Origin of the sequence: Actinobacillus pleuropneumoniae (assembly GCF_003290385.1) — a bacterium.
Taxonomy (GTDB): Bacteria; Pseudomonadota; Gammaproteobacteria; order Enterobacterales; family Pasteurellaceae; genus Actinobacillus; species Actinobacillus lignieresii.
The window spans coordinates 1466917-1486581 of the sequence record NZ_CP030753.1; the positions used below are offsets into that span (position 1 = coordinate 1466917).

Genomic DNA, 19665 nt, shown 5'->3' on the forward strand with positions numbered 1-19665 from the left:
AATAAAAGCGGTTCAATTCTAACCGCTTTTGGTAAAAATGCATTAAATTATTGTGATAGATTTAATGATGTTTTGTCGTAACCGAATGAGAGATTTTATCGGTATAAGCCATTGCCACCGCCGAAATTAAGAAAGTTACGTGGATAATCACCTGCCATTGCATGGTTTTTTCATCCAAATTACCGGCATTAATAAAGGTTTGTAGCAAATGAATCGATGAAATACTGATGATTGACATCCCCAATTTCACTTTTAGTACCGAAGCGTTTACATGGTTAAGCCATTCGGGTTGATCCGGATGATCATCCACTCTTAATCTCGAAACAAACGTTTCGTAACCGCCGACGATCACCATAATTAAGAGGTTAGCAATCATTACTACGTCAATTAAGTTTAACACCGTTAGCATAATGGTGTTTTCATCCATTACGCCGAGATTAACGATTAAGTTATAGAGCGATTTCATAAACTTATAAGCATAGATGCCTTGCACTACGATTAAGCCTAAATAAATCGGTAATTGTAACCAACGGCTGGCAAAAATAATCTTACTTAAAATCGAATTATTAACAGGTTGCATACTTCCTCAAATATAAAATAGCACTAAAAAAGCGGTCTAATTTTAGCAACTTTTTGCAAAAGTTTTAAGAAATCAGACCGCTTGTTTAACAAATATTACAATTACTTTTTAAAGCCCTGCCCGCTATTCCAAGCAGCGGTATATTCGAGAGGTAAACGACTGCTCGGCAGTGCCGCCGTTGCCGCCTTACCAATCGCTAATAGCATCACCGGTAAATAACGCTCCGCATCCACCTCAAGTACGGCTAATACCGCCGGACGGTCAAATACACCGATAGCATGGGTATCATAACCTTTATCTTTGGCAATTAACATTAATTGCATGGCGGCTAAACTGGTATCGGTAACCACTTGGTCGCGAATATCCTGTTCGGTTGCCGCATTATGTACGCTAAGGAGAAAATCCAATGAACGTTGTTTAAATTGTTGATGTAAGCAACCGGTCTCAATCGAGCGATCCAAAATATCATCCAGTAGCAGATGATATTGTAAATCCGCTAATACGAGAATCACCGCAGAAGCCGTTTCACAAGGCGGTACGTTGAAGGCAACCGAGCCGAGTAATTTACTTTTCTGTTCTACATCGTCCACCACGACAAAACGCCACGGTTGCAAATTTGCTTTAGACGGCGCAAGCTGCGCCAAGCCTAACATTTCCTCTAATTCTTGGCGTTCTATTTTTACATTCGGATTAAAAACTTTGACGGTTTTTCGTTGCTGAATCACATTTTTCAGTTCCATTTTTCATTCCTTCTATAGATTATTATTTATACCAGTGTACGTTTAGCCAATCTAAAGAGAAATAGTCTAAATGAGGTATTTAACACTTTTTATGCACTAGATCAAAAATACAACAAGCGGTTAAATTCGCTAAAAAATTTGCAAATTTAACCGCTTGCTCAACTAAAAGATTGCTCGCAATATGCCGGTTGAAACGATAGAAATCACGACGGTCGGAAATAACGAAAATTTCATCATCACTAAACAGGTGATAATCACCGCTAACGTATTGGCAAGATCGCCGGACATTATGATCGGAGCAATTACAGAAATTAATACGCAACCGGGTACCGCTTCCATCACTTTTTCGGTCGTTCGGCTTAATTTTCGGTTACGTAGCACCAGAAAACCGAGAACTCGCGTCAGATAGGTAGAAAAAGACATTAACACTATCGTAAGAAAAACACTCCATTCCATTATAATGTTTCTCCCTTATTCTCTCCCCTATGCCAAAAATAAGCGGATAAAATACCGGATAATGCGCCTGCAAGCACATACCAAGCACCGTCTATCGTGTGATAAACCAAGCCTGCAACCAATAAGCTGACAAACCACGGATGCGCCAATTTAAACGATTTCCACATACCTTTTAGCATCACTAAAAAGATGGCGGTAAACGACATATCGAAACCGTATTTTTCCAAATCGCCGACAAAAGGCCCGATATAAGCGCCGATCATACTGGAGCTAATCCACATCACATACAGGCTGAGCGCCGTCCCCATATAATAAGGAATGCTGATTGTCTTTTCAGAACGTTTTTGCGCATCCGCCAAGTTCATCGCCCAAACTTCATCCGTCATAAAGAACAGTAAGCCCAGCGATTTTAACCGACCGATATTTTTCATATACAGTGACAACGCTGCCCCCATAATTATATGGCGGCTGTTAATTAACATTGAAACTGCGACAATAACGCCGATAGCAAGCGGATGAGTCCAAAGATTCACGGCGGCAAATTCGGAACCGCCGGCAAAGTTCAGTCCGGTTAATAAGCCGATTTCATAAAACGGCATACCTTTCTGCGAGGCTTGTGCGCCTAACACTAAGCCTAAAGGAATAAAACCGAACATCATCGGGGATACTTCTTTGATTCCCCGTATAAATTCGTTGTGTTGCATATTTTTATCAGATTATTTTTTATTGATTTTAATAAGAGTCGCCCCATGCTTCCGGGGTCAATTTTTTGCCGAAATGACTTTCGATTAAACGTGCTGTAATCGGGCTTTGCGGATCTAACAAGACGTCTTTAGTTAAACCGTATTCGATAACTTCTCCCTCATGCATTACCATCAGTTTATCCGCAATATGTTTAATAATGCCGAGATGCTGCCCGACATAGATAAACGAAATGCCTAACCGCTCTTGCAAATTAAGCATTAGATTGGTGAGCTGCGTTTTAACCGAAAAATCCAAGGTACTTAGCGTATCGTCGGCAATAATAATTTCCGGAGAAAGAATCAAGGCTCGCGCTAAAGCGATACGTTGCTTTTGGCTGCTCGAAGTTTCGCGAATAGGAATTAAAGCGTGTTCGGGATACATACCGACTAAACGTAGCGTACTGAAAATTCGATCATTACGTTCGCTTTCATTCAGGTTTGTCGCTAAACGCAGAGGAGAATCTAAAATTTGACCGACATTATAATTCGGATCGAAAGCATCGTTCGGATCTTGGAACATCATCCGAATATGCTTCGCTCGAAAACGGTAATCGCCGAAATGAAGCGCCTGACCTTTAAAAACCATTTCACCGGAGGTAGGCTTGGTAATGCCGGCAATCATCTTGGATAAGGTCGATTTACCCGCACCGTTTTCACCGATAATTGCGATCGTTTCGCCCCGTTCCAGCGTAAAAGAAACATCTTTTACCGCATAAAAATCATGCTTACGAAACAGACCGATCCGGTCGGTAAAATGTTTATTCAGACGTTTAATATCAAGTAAAGGCATTTGATCATTGAATATGAATATTTGGAAAAACCATTATCAGTTATCCCTATACAATTATCAACGAAAAAGACCGCTAACAAGCGGTCTTTTTTACTAAAGTTTTTACAATCTGAAATTATAAAACGTTCACGCAGTTTAAGTCTTCGAAAGATTGTTCTAAGCGTTTAGACATAGATTCTTCCATTTTACGTAACCAAACACGCGGATCGTAGTATTTTTTATTTGGAGCGTCAGGACCTTCAGGGTTACCTAATTGACCTTGTAAGTATGCTTCGTTCGCTTTGTAGAATTGAAGAATACCGTCCCAAGAAGCCCATTGCGTATCGGTATCGATGTTCATTTTGATCGCACCGTAGCCGATTGCTTCACGGATTTCTTCACGGCTTGAGCCTGAACCGCCGTGGAATACGAAGTCGATTGATTTCGCAGGAAGATTACGTTCTTTCGAAACGAACTCTTGTGACGCACCTAAAATAGAAGGTTTTAATTTTACGTTACCCGGTTTATAAACGCCGTGTACGTTACCGAATGCCGCCGCAACGGTGAAACGCGGGCTTACCGGATTTAATTGATCGTAAACGTATAATACGTCTTCAGGTTGAGTATATAATTTCGCTTCTTCAACATCAGAGTTATCCACACCGTCTTCTTCGCCGCCGGTAATACCGATTTCGATTTCAAGCGTCATACCCATTTTGTCCATACGCGCTAAATACTCACGACAAATCGCCATATTTTCTTCAATCGGTTCTTCCGAAAGATCGATCATATGTGAAGAGAATAACGGTTTACCCGTTTCCGCAAAATGTTTTTCACCCGCATCTAACAAACCGTCAATCCACGGCAGTAATTTTTTCGCAGCATGGTCGGTATGAAGGATTACCGGCACACCGTATTCTTCCGCTAATGAATGAACGTGTTTCGCACCGGCAATCGCACCTAAAACATCCGCACGCGTACCGCTTGTCGGTTTAATACCTTTACCGGCGTAGAATTGCGCACCGCCGTTAGAGAACTGAATAATCACAGGTGATTTTACGCGTGCCGCCGTTTCCAATACCGCATTTACAGAGTCAGAACCTACGCAGTTTACCGCAGGGATAGCGAAGTTGTTTGCTTTAGCGTAAGCGAATACTTTTTGAACGTCATCGCCTGTTACTACACCCGGTTTTACGATGTCTAATAATGCCATTTTTGAGTTTCCTTTAAATAAATGATTCAGTAGGGGCGTATTACATACGCCCTTAATGGAGAGTTTTAGGACGTATGCAATACGCCCCTACACAAGATCAATTAGCCGTTTGCACGTTTTTCTAAAATTTCGACCGCCGGTAATACTTTACCTTCTACGAATTCTAAGAAGGCGCCGCCGCCGGTTGAGATATAAGAAATTTTATCCGCAATACCGAATAAATCGATTGCCGCTAAGGTATCACCGCCACCTGCGATCGAGAATGCGCCGTTTGCGGTCGCTTCTGCGATAGCGTTTGAAATCACTTCGGTACCTTTACGGAAGTTAGGGAATTCAAATACACCGACCGGACCGTTCCAAAGAATGGTTTTTGCCGATTTGATTATATTTGCCAATTCTTCTGCAGATTTGTCACCGATATCGAAAATTGATTCGTCCGCTTGAACTTCAGATACCGCTTTTTCCGTTGCCGGTGCGATTTCAGAGAATTCGGTACCGACGCGTACATCAACCGGAACAGGAATATTGGTTGCCGCCGCTAAACGTTTCGCTTCAGGAATTAAATCCGCTTCGTATAACGATTTGCCTACCGGGTGACCTTCCGCAGCAATGAAAGTATTTGCGATACCGCCGCCAACGATTAATTGGTCTGCAATTTTTGAAAGGCTGTCTAATACGGTTAATTTAGTAGAAACTTTTGAGCCGCCTACGATCGCTAACATCGGACGTTGCGGTTCTTTTAAGGCTTTACCTAGCGCATCCAATTCCGCCGCTAATAGAGGACCCGCACAAGCAACCGGCGCGTATTCCGCAACACCGTAAGTCGAACCTTCCGCACGGTGTGCCGTACCGAATGCATCCATCACGAATACGTCACAAAGCGCCGCATATTTTTTCGCAAGTTCAGGATCGTTTTTCTTTTCGCCTTTGTTGATACGAACGTTTTCAAGTACTACGATTTCGTTTTCCGCAACTTCAACGCCGTCTAGGTAATCGCGTACTAAACGTACAGGTACGCCTAAATCCGATGCGTTTAAGTAATCAACCACAGGTTGTAAAGAGTTTGCTTCTTCGAATACACCTTCAGTAGGACGACCTAAGTGAGAAGTCACCATTACTTTAGCACCTTTTTGTAAAGCTAATTTTAAGGTAGGAATGGTTGCACGAATACGTGCGTCAGATGTCACTTTGCCATCTTTTACCGGTACGTTTAAATCGGCACGGATAAATAAACGTTTACCGGCAAGATCAAGGTCTGCCATTTTAATCACTGACATAGTAAGTTCCTCTTTTTTAAGTTTCAAAAATAAAACAGGGCAATTATATCATTTTCTACCTATTTTGGGCGAATATAGATCAAATTCTTGCTTAATTTTGCAAAAAACCATCGATTTTGAACCGCTTAAACCGCCCAAAACGCTCCAAATGGAGTTTTTACCACCACGTCGTCCAGAAGAAATATGACATACAGCCTAAAATCGCAACACATAATAAATTCAGAATAAGCCCGACTTTAACCATTTCGCTTTGCTTAATATAACCTGTTGCAAACACAATCGCATTCGGCGGCGTAGCAATCGGCAACATAAAAGCGGCAGACGCACCGCAAGCGATAATCGCCGCCAATGAAATCGGCGGCAAGCCAAGTGAATTGGCGACGGAAATAAAAATCGGCATCATCAACGCCGCACTAGCCGTATTAGAGGTAAATTCGGTTAAGAAAACAATAAATGCCGCCATTGATAATGTCATAATTAACCAGTGTTTGTTACCAATATAATTCACAATACCGTCAGCTAAAATTTTGCTTGCTCCGGTATCTTTCAAGACGATGCCTAGCGTTAAACCACCGCCGAATAGCATTAATACGCCCCATTCGGCACGTTCTTGAATTTGCGACCATGTCGCGGTATTGGTAATACAAAGCACCACGACAGCAACCATAGCAATCACCGCATCGAAACTTTTAATCGATTCTTTTAGTTCTAAGACTTGGCGCACAATCGGTTCAATCGCACTACTGAAAGTCAGTAAAACCGCCGTAACACAAAATACAATTAGCGTGGTTAAACGTTTAGGCGTTAATGGGATATTTTCCACCTTCGCTTCAAACGGTACGTTAAAATTCGGGCGAAGTACCGCAAGTAATGCAATGACCATTGAAATCATTAATAGAATTGCAACCGGCATCCCATAAGCGAGCCATTCTGAGAAAGATACTTTAATATATGAAGCCAAAATCGCATTCGGTGCCGAGCCGACGACCGTTCCCATCCCGCCGATACTGGAACTGAACGCAATACCAAGCAATACGAAAACGTAGATTTTACGATGTTCCTTAAAATCCAATTGATGCAGGATTCCTAACGAAAGCGGCAACATCAAAGCGGCAACTGCGGTGTTATTAATAAAAAGAGAAAGCCCGGCGGTTACCGCAAATAAGTAAATGATGGTGCGTTTTAAATTGCCTTTCGCTAACCGTATTACGTGGTTAGCAATCCAAAGATCGATTTGATGGATATTTAATACGGCCGCAATAACAAAGCCGCCAAAAAACATAAAGATGATAGGTTCGGAAAAAGGTGCGAAAGCCGCTTTAGTGGACAAGACGTTCAGGAAGATGGCGAAGATAGGTACCATAAGAGAGGTAACCGTAATATTAAATGCTTCCGTCAGCCAAAGTATGCCGACAAAAATTAACAATGCCAATCCTCTATTTTCTTGCGGAGAAAAAGGTAACCATTTCAACAAGAGAAAAAACAAAATTAAATCGAGCGTCAAGATAATAACGCCTCGCATAGGGCTCTTTGTAGTTTTTGACATAATAACACCTCTAATTGTTTGCATATCGGTCTTTTTAGACTCTAAATTCGACAATAACCGATTTTCTGCAAAAGTAAATAGGGTATATATCAGAAACAATGAAATTTATCAATTTATTAACATTTTTTTTACAACTTTATATAGTGAAAGAAAAAGCGGTTAAATTTCCGAAAAACCTTGCAAGTTCTTATGAAAATTCAACCGCTTATTTAATCTGTTAGAGTTACCGCACTAAGAGAAGAACGGGAACAATATCGGTAATAACACCATACTTACGGCGATAGTAATCGCAATTAACGGTACGCCCGCTCTTGCATAATGAGCGAATCGGTAATGACCGACGGAAAGAATCATCGTATTCGCCGGCGTACCGATTGGCGTTGCAAACGCACAAGAAGAACCGACTACAATCGCCATTAATACCGCTCTCGGATCAGCCCCTAACGAATTAGCAATCGAAAGTCCTATCGGAGCGAGCAATGCGGCGGTCGCCGTATTAGACATAAAGTTAGTCAATAAGCAACTCAATAACAAAATGGTAAACAGAAGCGCGTTGGCACTCGGATGATCACCCAATAACCCTAAAATGGAATGCGCGATATCCGCACCGGCACCGGTACGTTGTAAAGCGTCAGCCAATGCCAAAGTTCCGGCAAAAAGGAATACTACTTGGCTATCAATCGCCTGATACGCCTGCTTCTCGGTAATCACGCGCATAATGACCAGAATTAATGCGCCGACGCAAGCGGAAATATACAGTTTGATCCCGATAGCGTCTTCAAATACCATCGCAAGTAACGTCGCTAATAAGACGACAAGGGAAACCCATTGCTTCCATCTCGGAATATGATTGTGGTGGTTATGGAATGCATTGTATTCCTCTTGTTCCACATGCGTATTCAATTGTTTAGGTAAAAAACGATAACCGATAAACACAAAATAAAGAACACCGACGATTAAAAGAGGTAAACCGATTTTCGCATATTCAAAAAAACCGAATTTCAGACCGGTTTGCGCTAACACGCCTTGAACGACAAGATTATTCGGCGAACCGATTAACGACAAATTTCCGCCTAATGTCGAAGCGAATGCCATCGGCATTAATAATCTCGAACGAGCAAAACCCGATTTGGTTGCAATACCTAAAATGACCGGAATTAAAATCGCCGCCGTTCCCGTATTTGATAGAACGCCCGACATTAAGCCGGTGATCACCATCAATACCACCATAAGTTGGCGCTCGCTTTTAGCAAACTTGCTGACCACTCCGCCGATTTTATTCGCCATACCGGTTTCAAATAATGCTCCACCGATGACAAACATCGCAACAAACAAAATAACATTAGTATCGACAAAACCTAAAAAGGCGTCTTTGGCAGGTAATACGCCGGTAATCGCTAAACCGACAGTGACAATCATTGCGGTCACCGCGAGAGGCAATTTCTCTAAGGCAAACATCACGATCGCAAATACTAAAAAGCAGAGTGTAATTGCACTCGGGGTCATAAAGGCTCCTATCATAAGTTTTGAATATAGCGAATTAGAATACGATACATATTTCTTATTCCAAAGTAAGCTATAATCTACCCGAAAAGGTTATCCCCGTGCAAAACAAATGTCACTTATATGAATTAGATCAAACAAATTTCAATCGTTTTTCACATAAATAATACAAAACATAGCAAAAAATGCTCAATAATTTCCATTACAAACAAAAAAAGTGCATTTTGTTAGTTCTAACAAACGCACCTTTTTTATTCTATTTAGTTATTTTAAATTCATTTAAGTTCTGAATCCTATCCTTTAGGATTAACGCCAGAAGAAATATCCTACGGTCGCAATCACGAACACGCATAGAATGTTTAACCAGAAACCGGCTCTAACCATTTCACTCTGTTTAACTTGCCCCGTACCGAATACAATAGCATTCGGCGGTGTCGCCACTGGTAACATAAAGGCACAAGACGCCCCTAAACCGATAATTAACGCTAACCCGAGCGGCTCTACATTTAACGCCTGAGCGATAGAGATAAAGATTGGCACTAATAACGCCGCACTTGCCGTATTGGAGGTAAATTCGGTTAAGAAAATAATGAACGCCGCAACGATTAAACCGATAACATAATAGTGACCGCCTTCAATTAAGCTAACGATGCCGTCCGCCATAATCTTACTTGCACCGGTTTGACCTAATACGCTACTTAAGGTTAAACCGCCGCCGAATAGGAATAATACGCCCCATTCCGTACCTTCTTGAATTTGTTGCCAACTTGCAATACCGGTAATACAAATCAGTGCAGCCGCTACCATTGCCACCATACTGTCAAAGCTGCCGATCTTACCTTTTAAACCAAGTAATTCGGATAAGAGCGGATTTAAGTAGGAGCTGAATACCCAACTTAATGCGATTAATACGAAAATCACTAAAGTAAGAATACGTTTTTTATCCAATTCAATGACTTCGAACGATTGTTCGAATTGCACGTTAAATCTCGGTTTAAATACTATATAAAGCGTACCAAGCATTAACGGCATTAAAACAATCATTATCGGTAAACCGTAGCTCATCCAATCGGCAAAAGTTAAATGGAGTTGCGACGCTACAATCGCATTCGGCGGACTACCGACCAAGGTTCCCATACCGCCGATACTTGCGCTATAAGCGATACCGAGTAATACGAACACATAAGTATTATGGTCTTCTTTCGGATCCAGTTTACTTAAAATCCCCATCGCTAACGGTAACATCATTGCCGCTGTTGCGGTATTACTCATCCACATCGAAAGGAATGCGGTCACTAAGAATAAATACAGTACCGCAACGGAAAGTTTACCTCTTGAAAGTGCCATAATCTTATTGGCAATCAAGCGGTCGAGTTTCTGAATATGTAATGCGGTCGCTAGGGCAAAACCACCGAAGAAAAGGAAAATGGTCGGATCGGCAAAAGCGACCAACGCTTCTTTTGATTTAACCAAACCTAACGCTACCGAAAGAATCGGAATCAGTAATGCGGTTACCGTGACGTGTAACGCTTCCGTTAGCCATAAAATCGCTACAAAAACTAATAAAGCCAAGCCTTTATTCGCTTCGGGCGCAAAAGGTAAGGTACTTAATAAAATAAAAAAGAGCACAACATCGGCGAGAAAAATTATGCCGTTACGCATACTCGCTTTGTTTGACGGAGTTGAATTGCTTCCCATAAGAACACCATTATCGTTAGGTTAAAGAATAGCTTGCACTATACCTAAAATTATTTAGAAAAAAATAAAAATGTTATAAAAATGTGAACTTCTTCAAAAAATTTTTAACGAAATTCACATAAACACAAGCGGTCGATTTTTACTCGCTTTTTACAAAAAAACTAAAAAAATCGACCGCTTGAATATCCGGCGAATTAAACGCTTAATTCCGCCTCGTCACCACGATTTTGTAACCATTGCTTACGATCTTCCGCGCGCTTTTTCGCCAACAACATATCCATAATTTCAAAGGTATTCGGCTCGTTTTCTTCGGCTACGTCCAATTCATCAAGGGTAAGCTGAACCAAACGGCGCGTACTCGGATCCATGGTAGTTTCACGTAATTGGCTCGGGTTCATCTCCCCCAAACCTTTAAAACGCTGTACGTTCGGTTTACCTTTTTTCTTGGCAAGACGAGCTAAAATCGCTTCTTTTTCCGCTTCGTCAAGGGCGTAATGTACTTCGTCTTTACCGATATCAATCCGATAAAGCGGCGGCATTGCCACATAAACGTGGCCGTTTTTGACTAAATTTGGGAAATGGCGCAAGAACAAGGCACATAATAAGGTTGCAATATGTAAACCGTCCGAATCCGCATCGGCGAGAATACATACCTTACCGTAACGTAATTCCTCTAAACTATCGCTGTCGGGATCAATCCCAAGTGCTACCGCAATATCGTGAACTTCTTGAGAGGCAAGCACTTGATCGGAAGACACTTCCCAAGTATTCAGAATTTTACCTCGTAACGGCAAAATCGCTTGATAATCTTTATCACGCGCCTGTTTCGCCGAACCGCCCGCAGAATCGCCTTCCACTAAGAACAACTCGGTACGGCTTAAATCTTGTGAGGTACAATCGGCCAATTTGCCCGGTAATGCGGGGCCGCTCACTAACTTTTTACGCACTACTTTTTTCGCCGCACGTAAACGACTTTGTGCCGATGAGATCGCCATTTCGGCAATCAATTTACCGGTTTGTACGTTTTGGTTTAACCATAAACTGAACGCATCTTTGATTGTGCTATCCACATAACTTGACGCTTGACGGGAAGAAAGACGCTCTTTGGTTTGCCCTGCAAATTGCGGTTCTTGAATTTTTAACGAAAGCACGTAAGCACAACGATTCCACACGTCATCAGCGGTTAATTTGACACTCTTCGGCAATAAATTATGAATTTCACAAAATTCCACCATTGCTTTTAATAAGCCGTTACGTAAACCGTTTACGTGCGTACCGCCTTGTGCGGTCGGAATCAAGTTTACATAACTCTCAGCCAATAGCTCGCCACCTTCCGGTAGCCAAGTTAATGCCCAAGTTACCGCTTCGGTTTCGGAAGTAACATCGCCGATAAACGGTGGATTCGGTAAACATTCGAATTCTTTTAACGTTTCGCTTAAATAGTCGGATAAACCGTCCTCGTAATACCAAGTTTCGCTGCTGTTATTGATATGATCAACGAAGTTGAGGGTTAATTTCGGACAAAGTACCGCTTTGGCACGTAATAAGTGGCGTAAACGGCTGGCCGAAAATCTCGGCGAATCGAAATATTTTGGATTCGGATAGAAACGAACGGTCGTACCGGTTTGTTTTTTCGGACAGCTGCCAATCACGGTTAATTCTTCAACTTTTACCCCGTTTTCAAAGGCAATCGTATAAATTTCGCCGTTACGCTTGATTTTGATTTCCACACGTTGCGAAAGAGCGTTTACCACCGAGATCCCTACCCCGTGTAAACCACCTGAAAACGTGTAGTTTTTATTGGAAAACTTACCGCCTGCATGCAGTTTGGTCATAATCAATTCCACACCGGAAATTTTTTCGGTAGAGTGGATATCAACCGGCATTCCTCGGCCGTTATCAATGACTTCCAACGAATTATCCGTATGCAGGATCACATCGATTTGAGAGGCATAGCCCGATAACGCTTCATCGACACTATTATCAATAACTTCTTGCCCTAAATGGTTCGGACGAGTGGTATCGGTGTACATTCCGGGGCGAAGTTGGACGGGTTCAAGATCTTTTAAAACGGTAATTTCATCGGCACCGTAGCGTTTATCAGACATGACTAAGCTCTCTTTGTGGACAGAAAAGCAGGCATTTTACTGGCAAATTCCCCATTTGTTGAGTAAAAAATACTGTTTTAATGATTTTTTGTTTCACCAAGCAGCGATTTTTTGATGATAAAGCTAAACCGGCTGCCTTTGCCGAATTCACTTTTAATTTGTAACTGCGAGCCGTGTTGTTCCAACGCATATTTAACAATCGCCAAACCTAAGCCGCTGCCGCCGGTTTGATTGCTGCGCGACTCGTCCACTCGATAGAAACGCTCGGTTAAATGCGGTAAATGCTCGTCTTCGATACCGATACCGTTGTCTTTAACGCTAAATTCCGCACCTTCTTCGCACCAATGCCAATCCACCTCAATGGTTGCACCGTCACCGGCATGTTTAACCGCATTGTAAATCAAGTTGGAAACCGCACTTTGCAACTGGGTTTCATCGCCTAATACAGTAATATTCGGCGTGATATTAAAAATAATTTGTTGCTTGCTCTGATTTAAAAAATCCGCATTTTTTTGTAAAGCGGAAATCATCGCCGACATTTCAACCACATAATGTTCTTTACTGGAAGACGTCTCAATTTTTGCCAATAAATTAAGCTGATCCAATAAATTTCCCATCCGTTTCGCTTGGGATTGCATCGCATGAATACTTTTTTGCTGCAATTCGGTTTCCGCCTGCCCTTCCAATAATTCCAAATAACCTCGCAATACGGTCAGCGGCGTGCGCAATTCGTGATTCATATTGGTTAGGAACATTTGTCTGGAATGCAATAAACGAATCATTTGCGTCACGTCACGCGCAATAATTAAATAACTTTCGCTGTCATAATCGTTTAAATGAAATTCGATATATCGCCCGTCACTGTCCATTAAGACAAGCGGTCTGTTTTTCTTATTTTGATGAAAATATTTTTTAAACTCTTCATAAAAAATCACGTTAAATACGCTTTTTTCTAACTTTTTGTCCCAATAAAACTTTAAGATTTCTTGTGAAGCGTTGTTACACCATAGAATAGTACCGGCATGGTTACAAATAATGATACCGTCCGGCAAATATTGAATATTTCGATTTAATTTCGAGAGTAAGCGTAAGGTTTTGATTTTCTCGCGACGATTACGTTTTTGATAAAACGCGACGGTTTGCGAGATATGTTCCCATGTCGTCAGCACTTTACGGCTGCTGTCGCGATTCGGATCAATCAGATGCAATAAACGTTGCTCGTTATAATGATGCCAAACCAGTAACAGCACCAAAATTAGCCCCAACCAAGTCAGGAAGTCCCAAGCAAATAAGCCGAATAAAAATGCCGTCGCAACGGCAAGCATCGCTTCGATAAAAAAATGCTTGAAAGAAAGGCTGAATTTTTTCATTAATTATCCTGAAAGTGGTTGGAAAAACGATAACCGGATCCGCGTACCGTTTGCACATAGCGCTCGAAACCGCAGGGTTCCAAACTTTTTCTTAACCGACGAATATACGAATCGACCGTTCTGTCTTCCACATAAATATCATTGCCCCAAACAAAATCCAGTAATTGTTCTCGGCTATAGACTTTTTCCGGATGAGTCATAAAAAAGTGTAATAATTTATATTCGGTACTGCTTAAGCTAATTTCTTTTTTTTGGAAGGTAACGCGTTTGGCATTTTGATCCAAGATCAGATCATCTATATTGATAATATCGTTATTTTGATAGGTTCGTCTAAGTAAGGATTCGATTCGGGCAATTAACACTTTTGGCGAGAACGGTTTAGTCACATAATCGTCCGCACCGGTATTAAGACAAACAATGCAATCGTCTTCCGAACTGCGAGCGGTGAGCATTAAGATAGGAATTTGTGCGGTTTCTTCCGATTTTTTTAAATATTGAATAAACTGAATGCCCGAACGCCCCGGTAACATCCAATCCAGTAGAATTAACTTCGGTTTCTCGCTCAGCTTTTTGACCGCACTTTGATAATCCTCGGCTTCGAGCACTTGATAATTCTGCTGTAATAAAAACAGAGAGATCATTTCTCGGATAGCTCTTTCATCTTCGACAATCAGAATTTTTTCATTTATCTTATGCTTCTAATCCTTTGCGCCCCATCGTCTGCTTCTAACTTTCTGCTCTGATAAGCGGTCGAATTTCACCAAAAATTTGCAAAATTTTAGCAAAATCCGACCGCTTGCGTCGATTCATTTTAGTGAAATTAACCCATTCTACCTCGAATGTAATCTTCGGTACGTTGGAATTTCGGTTTATCGAAAATTTGTTTGGTTTCACCAAATTCGACTAATTCGCCTAAATACATATAAGCGGTGTAATCCGAGCAACGAGCCGCCTGTTGCATATTATGGGTCACAATCGCCACCGTATAATCGTGTTTCAACTCTCTGATCAATTCTTCTATTTTCATGGTTGAAATCGGGTCGAGCGCCGAACAGGGTTCGTCTAACAATAACACTTCCGGTTTTACCGCAATACCGCGTGCAATACATAAACGCTGTTGCTGACCGCCGGATAAACTGTCGCCGCTTTGATTTAATTTATCTTTCACTTCGTTCCACAATGCGGCTTTGGTTAATGCCCATTCGACACGATCATTTAATTCCGATTTCGGTAACTTTTCAAATAAACGGATACCAAACGCTACATTATCATAAATTGACATCGGGAACGGAGTCGGTTTTTGGAAAACCATACCGATTTTGGCTCGAATTAATGCAATATCAGTTTCGGTCGTTAATAAGTTTTCACCTTCAAACAGAATTTCCCCTTGCGCACTTTGGTTTGGATATTGTTCATACATTCGGTTTAAGGTACGTAATAAAGTTGATTTACCGCAACCGGAAGGGCCGACAAATGCGGTAACTTTATTTTTCGCAATGCGCAAATTGATATTTTTTAAGGCATGAAAATCACCGTAAAAAAAGTCTAAGTTATTGATGGCGATTTTAGTGTCTTGTAGTGAAATTAATTCGTTACTCATTGCATTTCCTATTGTTGTTTCGGTTTGAAAAAGATACGGGTGAGAATATTTATACATAACACAAACCCGGTAATTAATGTTGCGCCCGCCCAAGCAAGGCTATTCCAATCTTGGAACGGACTTGCCGCATATTGATAAATGACCACCGGTAAGTTTGCCATCGGGGCGTTCATATCCAGCGAGCTGAATTGGTTTGAAAGTGCAGTAAACAATAACGGTGCGGTTTCCCCCGAAATACGCGCCACCGCCAATAACACCCCGGTAATAATCCCTGAGCGAGCCGCTTTATAACAAACCATCGTAATCATACGCCATTGCGGACAACCTAATGCCACAGCAGCTTCACGTAAGTTATTCGGAATCAGATTCAGCATACTGTCGGTGGTACGTATGACCACCGGAATCACTAAAATAGCGAGCGCAAAAGAACCCGCCCAACCTGAATAATGCTTCACATGCGAAACGTAAATCGCATAGATAAATAAACCGATAATAATCGACGGCGCCGAAAGTAAAATGTCGTTAAGGAAGCGGGTAACTTTTGCCAACTTACTGTAACGTCCGTATTCGGCTAAGTAAGTACCGGCTAAAATACCTACCGGCGTACCGATTAAAGTGGCGAAAACCAACATCATAAAGGAACCCATAATCGCATTACTTAAACCGCCCGTTTCATTCGGTGCCGGCGTCGGTAAGGTAAACAGGCTTAAAGAGAGTTCCGGAATCCCTTTATGAATTAGGGTAAATAAAATTCAACCTAGCCAAAACAGCCCGAACCCGACCGCAAAGAAAGAACCCGAGAGCATAACTTTGTTTACACATTTACGGCGGTAAAAACGCCCGTTTTTATTACGATACATTATTTCTTTCCTTCTTTTTGGGTCATTTTTAAAATCATTAAGCGAGAAATACTGAGTACGGCCGTAGTAATTAAGAATAAGATTAAACCTAATTCCATCAACGCCGATTTTTGTAATCCGGTCGCCTCATTAAATTCATTCGCAATTGATGAAGCGATTGAAGCGGACGGCGAGAAGAGCGATTCAGGTAAGTTAAATGCATTACCGATTACGAAAGTGACCGCCATCGTTTCACCCAATGCACGTCCGAGTCCTAACATCATACTGCCGACCACACCGGCTTTGGTATAAGGTAATACGATTTTCCAAACTACTTCCCAAGTGGTTGAACCTAAGCCGTAAGCACTTTCTTTCAACATCGGCGGTACCACACCGAACACTTCTCGCATCATCGAGGTGATATAAGGAATGATCATAATCGCTAACACCAACCCGGCGGTAAATAAACCGATACCGAAAGGTGCGCCGGAAAATAACACGCCGATAAGCGGTAGGTCGCCAAGTACCTCAATTAAAGTCGGTTGAATATATTCTTGGAACAGCGGTACGAAAACAAATAAACCCCACATACCGTAGATAATCGAAGGAATCGCAGCCAACATTTCTACCGCTACGCCAATCGGACGTTTCAACCATTCCGGTGCAAGTTCCGTTAAAAAAACCGCAATTCCGAAAGAAATCGGTACCGCAATCAATAACGCGATTAACGCAGAAATCAAAGTACCGATAACCGGTACCAGCGCACCGAAATTCTCATTAATCGGATCCCAATCGTTGGTCCATAAGAAACTTAGACCAAAGCGTGTTAATGAATCCCAGCTGCCAATAACTAATGAAATCAAAATGGCTGCCAACATCGCAAAGACAAGCCAAGCAAAAAATTGTGTCGTATGCTTAAATATACCTTCCGCTAAAGGATGATTTAAACAGCCCGGTTTATGAATATTCGACATAAAAAACTCCAATGTTTTATCTTGGTACTTATTTTAAAAAAAGAATATGACAGTTTTATGACATCGCCGTCACACAAAAACAAAAGCGGCTGAATCTAAAGTTTACAAAAAACACTTCAAATTCAACCGCTTATTTCTTATTTAACGATTAGCGAACCGCTTTACCGTCTTTATCTTTTACTTCGTTTTGCCATTTTTGTTTGATTTTCGTTACGACTTCATCCGGTAACGGCACATAATCTAACTCCGACGCCGCATTTTTACCTTTCTCAAATGCCCAATCAAAGAAATCAAACACCGCTTTGGTTGCGGTCGGATTATCCGCTTGTTGATGGACAAGGATGAAACTTGCCGCCGTAACAGGCCATGAGTTATCGCCGCTTTCATTGGTTAGCACAATACCCATACCTTTCGCTTTATCCCACTGCGCATTTGCAGCCGCCGCCATAAAACTTTCGCGTGACGGTTGTACAAATTTACCCGCTTGGTTTTGTAACGAAGCCCAAGCTAAGTTATTTTGTTTCGCATAAGCATATTCGACATAACCGATGGAATATTTAAGTTGTTTCACATAAGCGGCTACGCCTTCATTACCTTTACCGCCTTGACCGGTAGGCCATTTAACCGATTTACCTTCACCGACTTTTTCTTTCCATTCCGGTGACACTTTTGATAAATAGTTAGTCCAACCGAATGTTGTACCCGAACCGTCCGAACGACGTACTACAACAATACTTTTATCCGGTAAATTTAATGAACCGTTTAACGCTTTAATCGCCGGGTCATTCCATTTAGTAATTTTACCGAGGAAAATATCCGCCAATACCGTACCGGATAATTTTAATTCGCCGGCTTTAAATTCCGGTAAGTTCACCACCGGTACCGTACCGCCGATAATCGCCGGGAATTGTAATAATTTGTGTTGATCCAATAATTCCGCTTTCATCGGATCGTCCGACGCACCGAAATCAATCGTTTTTGCGATAATTTGTTGCTGACCTCCGCCGGAACCGATAGATTGATAATTTACTTTATTACCCGTTTCTTTTTCATAAAGTGAAGCCCATTTCGCATAAATCGGATAGGGGAATGAAGCGCCTGCACCGGTAATCGTTTCAGCATAGCTTGATGCCATTACGCCTAATGAAAGCCCGATTACAACGAATTTTTTAGCTGCTTTTACCAATAACATATTGTTCTCCTCATTGATGTTTGAACTAGCTGTTTGGAATAGATTATTTGGTCTGTGCGCATTCTAAAAAAACAATATGACGATTTGATGACAATTTAAAAAATAATAATTTACAAAAAAGTTAGCGTTTTAAACCGCTTAATATCGAGCATTCGGGGCTATCATTACCGCAACAAGAGTTACTCCAACTTTTTAATAATGTCAGCATTTGCTGTAAATCGGTAATTTTCTGCTGAAGTTCTTCAATATGTTGTTCGGTAAGTTTCTTTACTTCGCGACTGGTGCGATGCGGATCATCATTTAGTTTTAATAATTCGCTGATCTGCACTAAAGAAAATCCGACCTTACGTGCATTACTGATGAAATGTAAACGCTCTAAATCCGCCGCCGAATAAACTCGGTATCCGCTACTTGAACGAGTTGCTTGCGGCAATAAACCGGCTTTTTCATAATCCCGAATTTGTTTTGCCGATAATTCGGTATGTTTTGCTGCTTGACTAATATTCATTCTGTTACCTCTTGACCTTAACCTAGGGTTAAGGATTAGCATATAAAAAAATTCAGTATTCGTCATTCTTTTTTATGAGGTAACTATGAAATTTCGTCTGTTAAAAACCGTTTCGCTTTGTGCAATGTTTGCGACTTCTTCTTTTGCTTATGCAGTCAATAATATTGAAGTATGGAAAAGTCCGACTTGCGGCTGTTGTAACTTTTGGATTGATCACTTAAAACAACACGGTTTTAACGTAACGGCAAATGACACCGGCAATGCTCATATACACAATACATTACAATTAAAACCCAAGTTGCAAGCCTGCCATAGTGCGGTAGTGGACGGTTATTTGATTGAAGGTCACGTGCCGGCACAGGACATCGAACGTTTACTCAAAGAAAAACCGGCTGATGCGGTAGGTCTAATCGTACCGGAAATGCCTCTTGGCTCGCCGGGTATGGATCAGCCGAAACATATGGGGCATAAAGATAAATATGATGTGCTGTTACTTAAAAAAGACGGCACAACCACCATTTTCAATTCATACAACTAATCATTGGGAGA

19 protein-coding genes are annotated in these 19665 nt (G+C 41.5%); 1 reads left to right on the forward strand and 18 read right to left on the reverse strand.

The features are described from left to right. Positions 1 to 61: 61 nt before the first annotated feature. The 18 genes from DRF63_RS06765 to cueR form a co-directional block, all read right to left on the reverse strand. Positions 62 to 580: a TIGR00645 family protein gene (locus tag DRF63_RS06765; RefSeq protein ID WP_005598231.1), complete on the reverse strand. Its 519-nt coding sequence runs from the start codon at positions 578 to 580 to the stop codon at positions 62 to 64. 101 nt (positions 581 to 681) lie between these two features. Further along, the gene (locus DRF63_RS06770; RefSeq protein WP_005598232.1) at positions 682 to 1320 is read right to left on the reverse strand and encodes a nitroreductase family protein; all 639 of its coding nucleotides are present in this window, start codon (positions 1318 to 1320) and stop codon (positions 682 to 684) included. 162 nt (positions 1321 to 1482) lie between these two features. Beyond that, on the reverse strand, positions 1483 to 1776 hold the full coding sequence (locus DRF63_RS06775; protein ID WP_009875257.1) for an AzlD family protein: 294 nt from the start codon (positions 1774 to 1776) through the stop codon (positions 1483 to 1485). After that, positions 1776 to 2480 (reverse strand): AzlC family ABC transporter permease, encoded by a 705-nt coding sequence (locus DRF63_RS06780; RefSeq protein ID WP_005598238.1) that lies wholly within the window; start codon positions 2478 to 2480, stop codon positions 1776 to 1778. Before DRF63_RS06780 ends, DRF63_RS06775 begins: the two co-directional genes overlap by 1 nt. Positions 2481 to 2508: 28 nt before the next feature. After that, positions 2509 to 3309 carry a peptide ABC transporter ATP-binding protein gene (locus DRF63_RS06785; RefSeq protein WP_005598241.1) on the reverse strand — a complete coding sequence of 267 codons (801 nt, stop codon included), beginning with the start codon at positions 3307 to 3309 and terminating at the stop codon, positions 2509 to 2511. 115 nt (positions 3310 to 3424) lie between these two features. Continuing rightward, on the reverse strand, positions 3425 to 4501 hold the full coding sequence (fbaA, locus tag DRF63_RS06790) for a class II fructose-bisphosphate aldolase (protein WP_005598244.1): 1077 nt from the start codon (positions 4499 to 4501) through the stop codon (positions 3425 to 3427). A gap of 101 nt (positions 4502 to 4602) precedes the next feature. Continuing rightward, positions 4603 to 5778, reverse strand: coding sequence for a phosphoglycerate kinase (locus tag DRF63_RS06795; RefSeq protein WP_005612697.1), 1176 nt, complete (start codon positions 5776 to 5778; stop codon positions 4603 to 4605). A 157-nt stretch (positions 5779 to 5935) separates the two neighbouring features. Further along, positions 5936 to 7324, reverse strand: coding sequence for an SLC13 family permease (locus DRF63_RS06800; RefSeq protein ID WP_005619201.1), 1389 nt, complete (start codon positions 7322 to 7324; stop codon positions 5936 to 5938). Between the two features lie 231 nt (positions 7325 to 7555). Continuing rightward, complete coding sequence (sdcA, locus tag DRF63_RS06805) at positions 7556 to 8830, reverse strand: sodium/C4-dicarboxylate transporter SdcA (protein WP_005598252.1); 1275 nt, start codon at positions 8828 to 8830, stop codon at positions 7556 to 7558. Positions 8831 to 9133: 303 nt separating this feature from the next. Continuing rightward, on the reverse strand, positions 9134 to 10525 hold the full coding sequence (locus DRF63_RS06810; RefSeq protein WP_005598255.1) for a DASS family sodium-coupled anion symporter: 1392 nt from the start codon (positions 10523 to 10525) through the stop codon (positions 9134 to 9136). A gap of 194 nt (positions 10526 to 10719) precedes the next feature. Further along, the gene (gene parE, locus DRF63_RS06815) at positions 10720 to 12633 is read right to left on the reverse strand and encodes a DNA topoisomerase IV subunit B (RefSeq protein ID WP_005598257.1); all 1914 of its coding nucleotides are present in this window, start codon (positions 12631 to 12633) and stop codon (positions 10720 to 10722) included. Positions 12634 to 12710: 77 nt separating this feature from the next. Further along, positions 12711 to 14003, reverse strand: coding sequence for a phosphate regulon sensor histidine kinase PhoR (gene phoR / locus DRF63_RS06820; RefSeq protein WP_005598259.1), 1293 nt, complete (start codon positions 14001 to 14003; stop codon positions 12711 to 12713). Next, the gene (gene phoB, locus DRF63_RS06825) at positions 14003 to 14692 is read right to left on the reverse strand and encodes a phosphate regulon transcriptional regulator PhoB (RefSeq protein WP_080549926.1); all 690 of its coding nucleotides are present in this window, start codon (positions 14690 to 14692) and stop codon (positions 14003 to 14005) included. The genes phoR and phoB overlap by 1 nt, the downstream gene beginning before the upstream one ends. 131 nt (positions 14693 to 14823) lie before the next feature. Continuing rightward, positions 14824 to 15603, reverse strand: coding sequence for a phosphate ABC transporter ATP-binding protein PstB (pstB, locus tag DRF63_RS06830; protein ID WP_005620432.1), 780 nt, complete (start codon positions 15601 to 15603; stop codon positions 14824 to 14826). Positions 15604 to 15611: 8 nt separating this feature from the next. Further along, positions 15612 to 16355, reverse strand: a complete 744-nt coding sequence (pstA, locus tag DRF63_RS06835; protein ID WP_233432375.1) for a phosphate ABC transporter permease PstA — start codon at positions 16353 to 16355, stop codon at positions 15612 to 15614. A gap of 107 nt (positions 16356 to 16462) precedes the next feature. Next, a complete protein-coding gene (gene pstC, locus DRF63_RS06840; RefSeq protein WP_005598268.1) occupies positions 16463 to 17416 on the reverse strand; it encodes a phosphate ABC transporter permease subunit PstC in 954 nt (317 codons plus the stop codon). Positions 17417 to 17564: 148 nt separating this feature from the next. Continuing rightward, on the reverse strand, positions 17565 to 18608 hold the full coding sequence (pstS, locus tag DRF63_RS06845) for a phosphate ABC transporter substrate-binding protein PstS (protein ID WP_005598270.1): 1044 nt from the start codon (positions 18606 to 18608) through the stop codon (positions 17565 to 17567). A 121-nt stretch (positions 18609 to 18729) separates the two neighbouring features. Next, a complete protein-coding gene (cueR, locus tag DRF63_RS06850) occupies positions 18730 to 19116 on the reverse strand; it encodes a Cu(I)-responsive transcriptional regulator (RefSeq protein WP_005598272.1) in 387 nt (128 codons plus the stop codon). 85 nt (positions 19117 to 19201) lie between these two features. On the opposite strand from cueR, the gene DRF63_RS06855 reads away from it, so the two are divergent. Beyond that, a complete protein-coding gene (locus tag DRF63_RS06855) occupies positions 19202 to 19654 on the forward strand; it encodes a DUF411 domain-containing protein (RefSeq protein WP_005598275.1) in 453 nt (150 codons plus the stop codon). Positions 19655 to 19665: the final 11 nt, after the last annotated feature.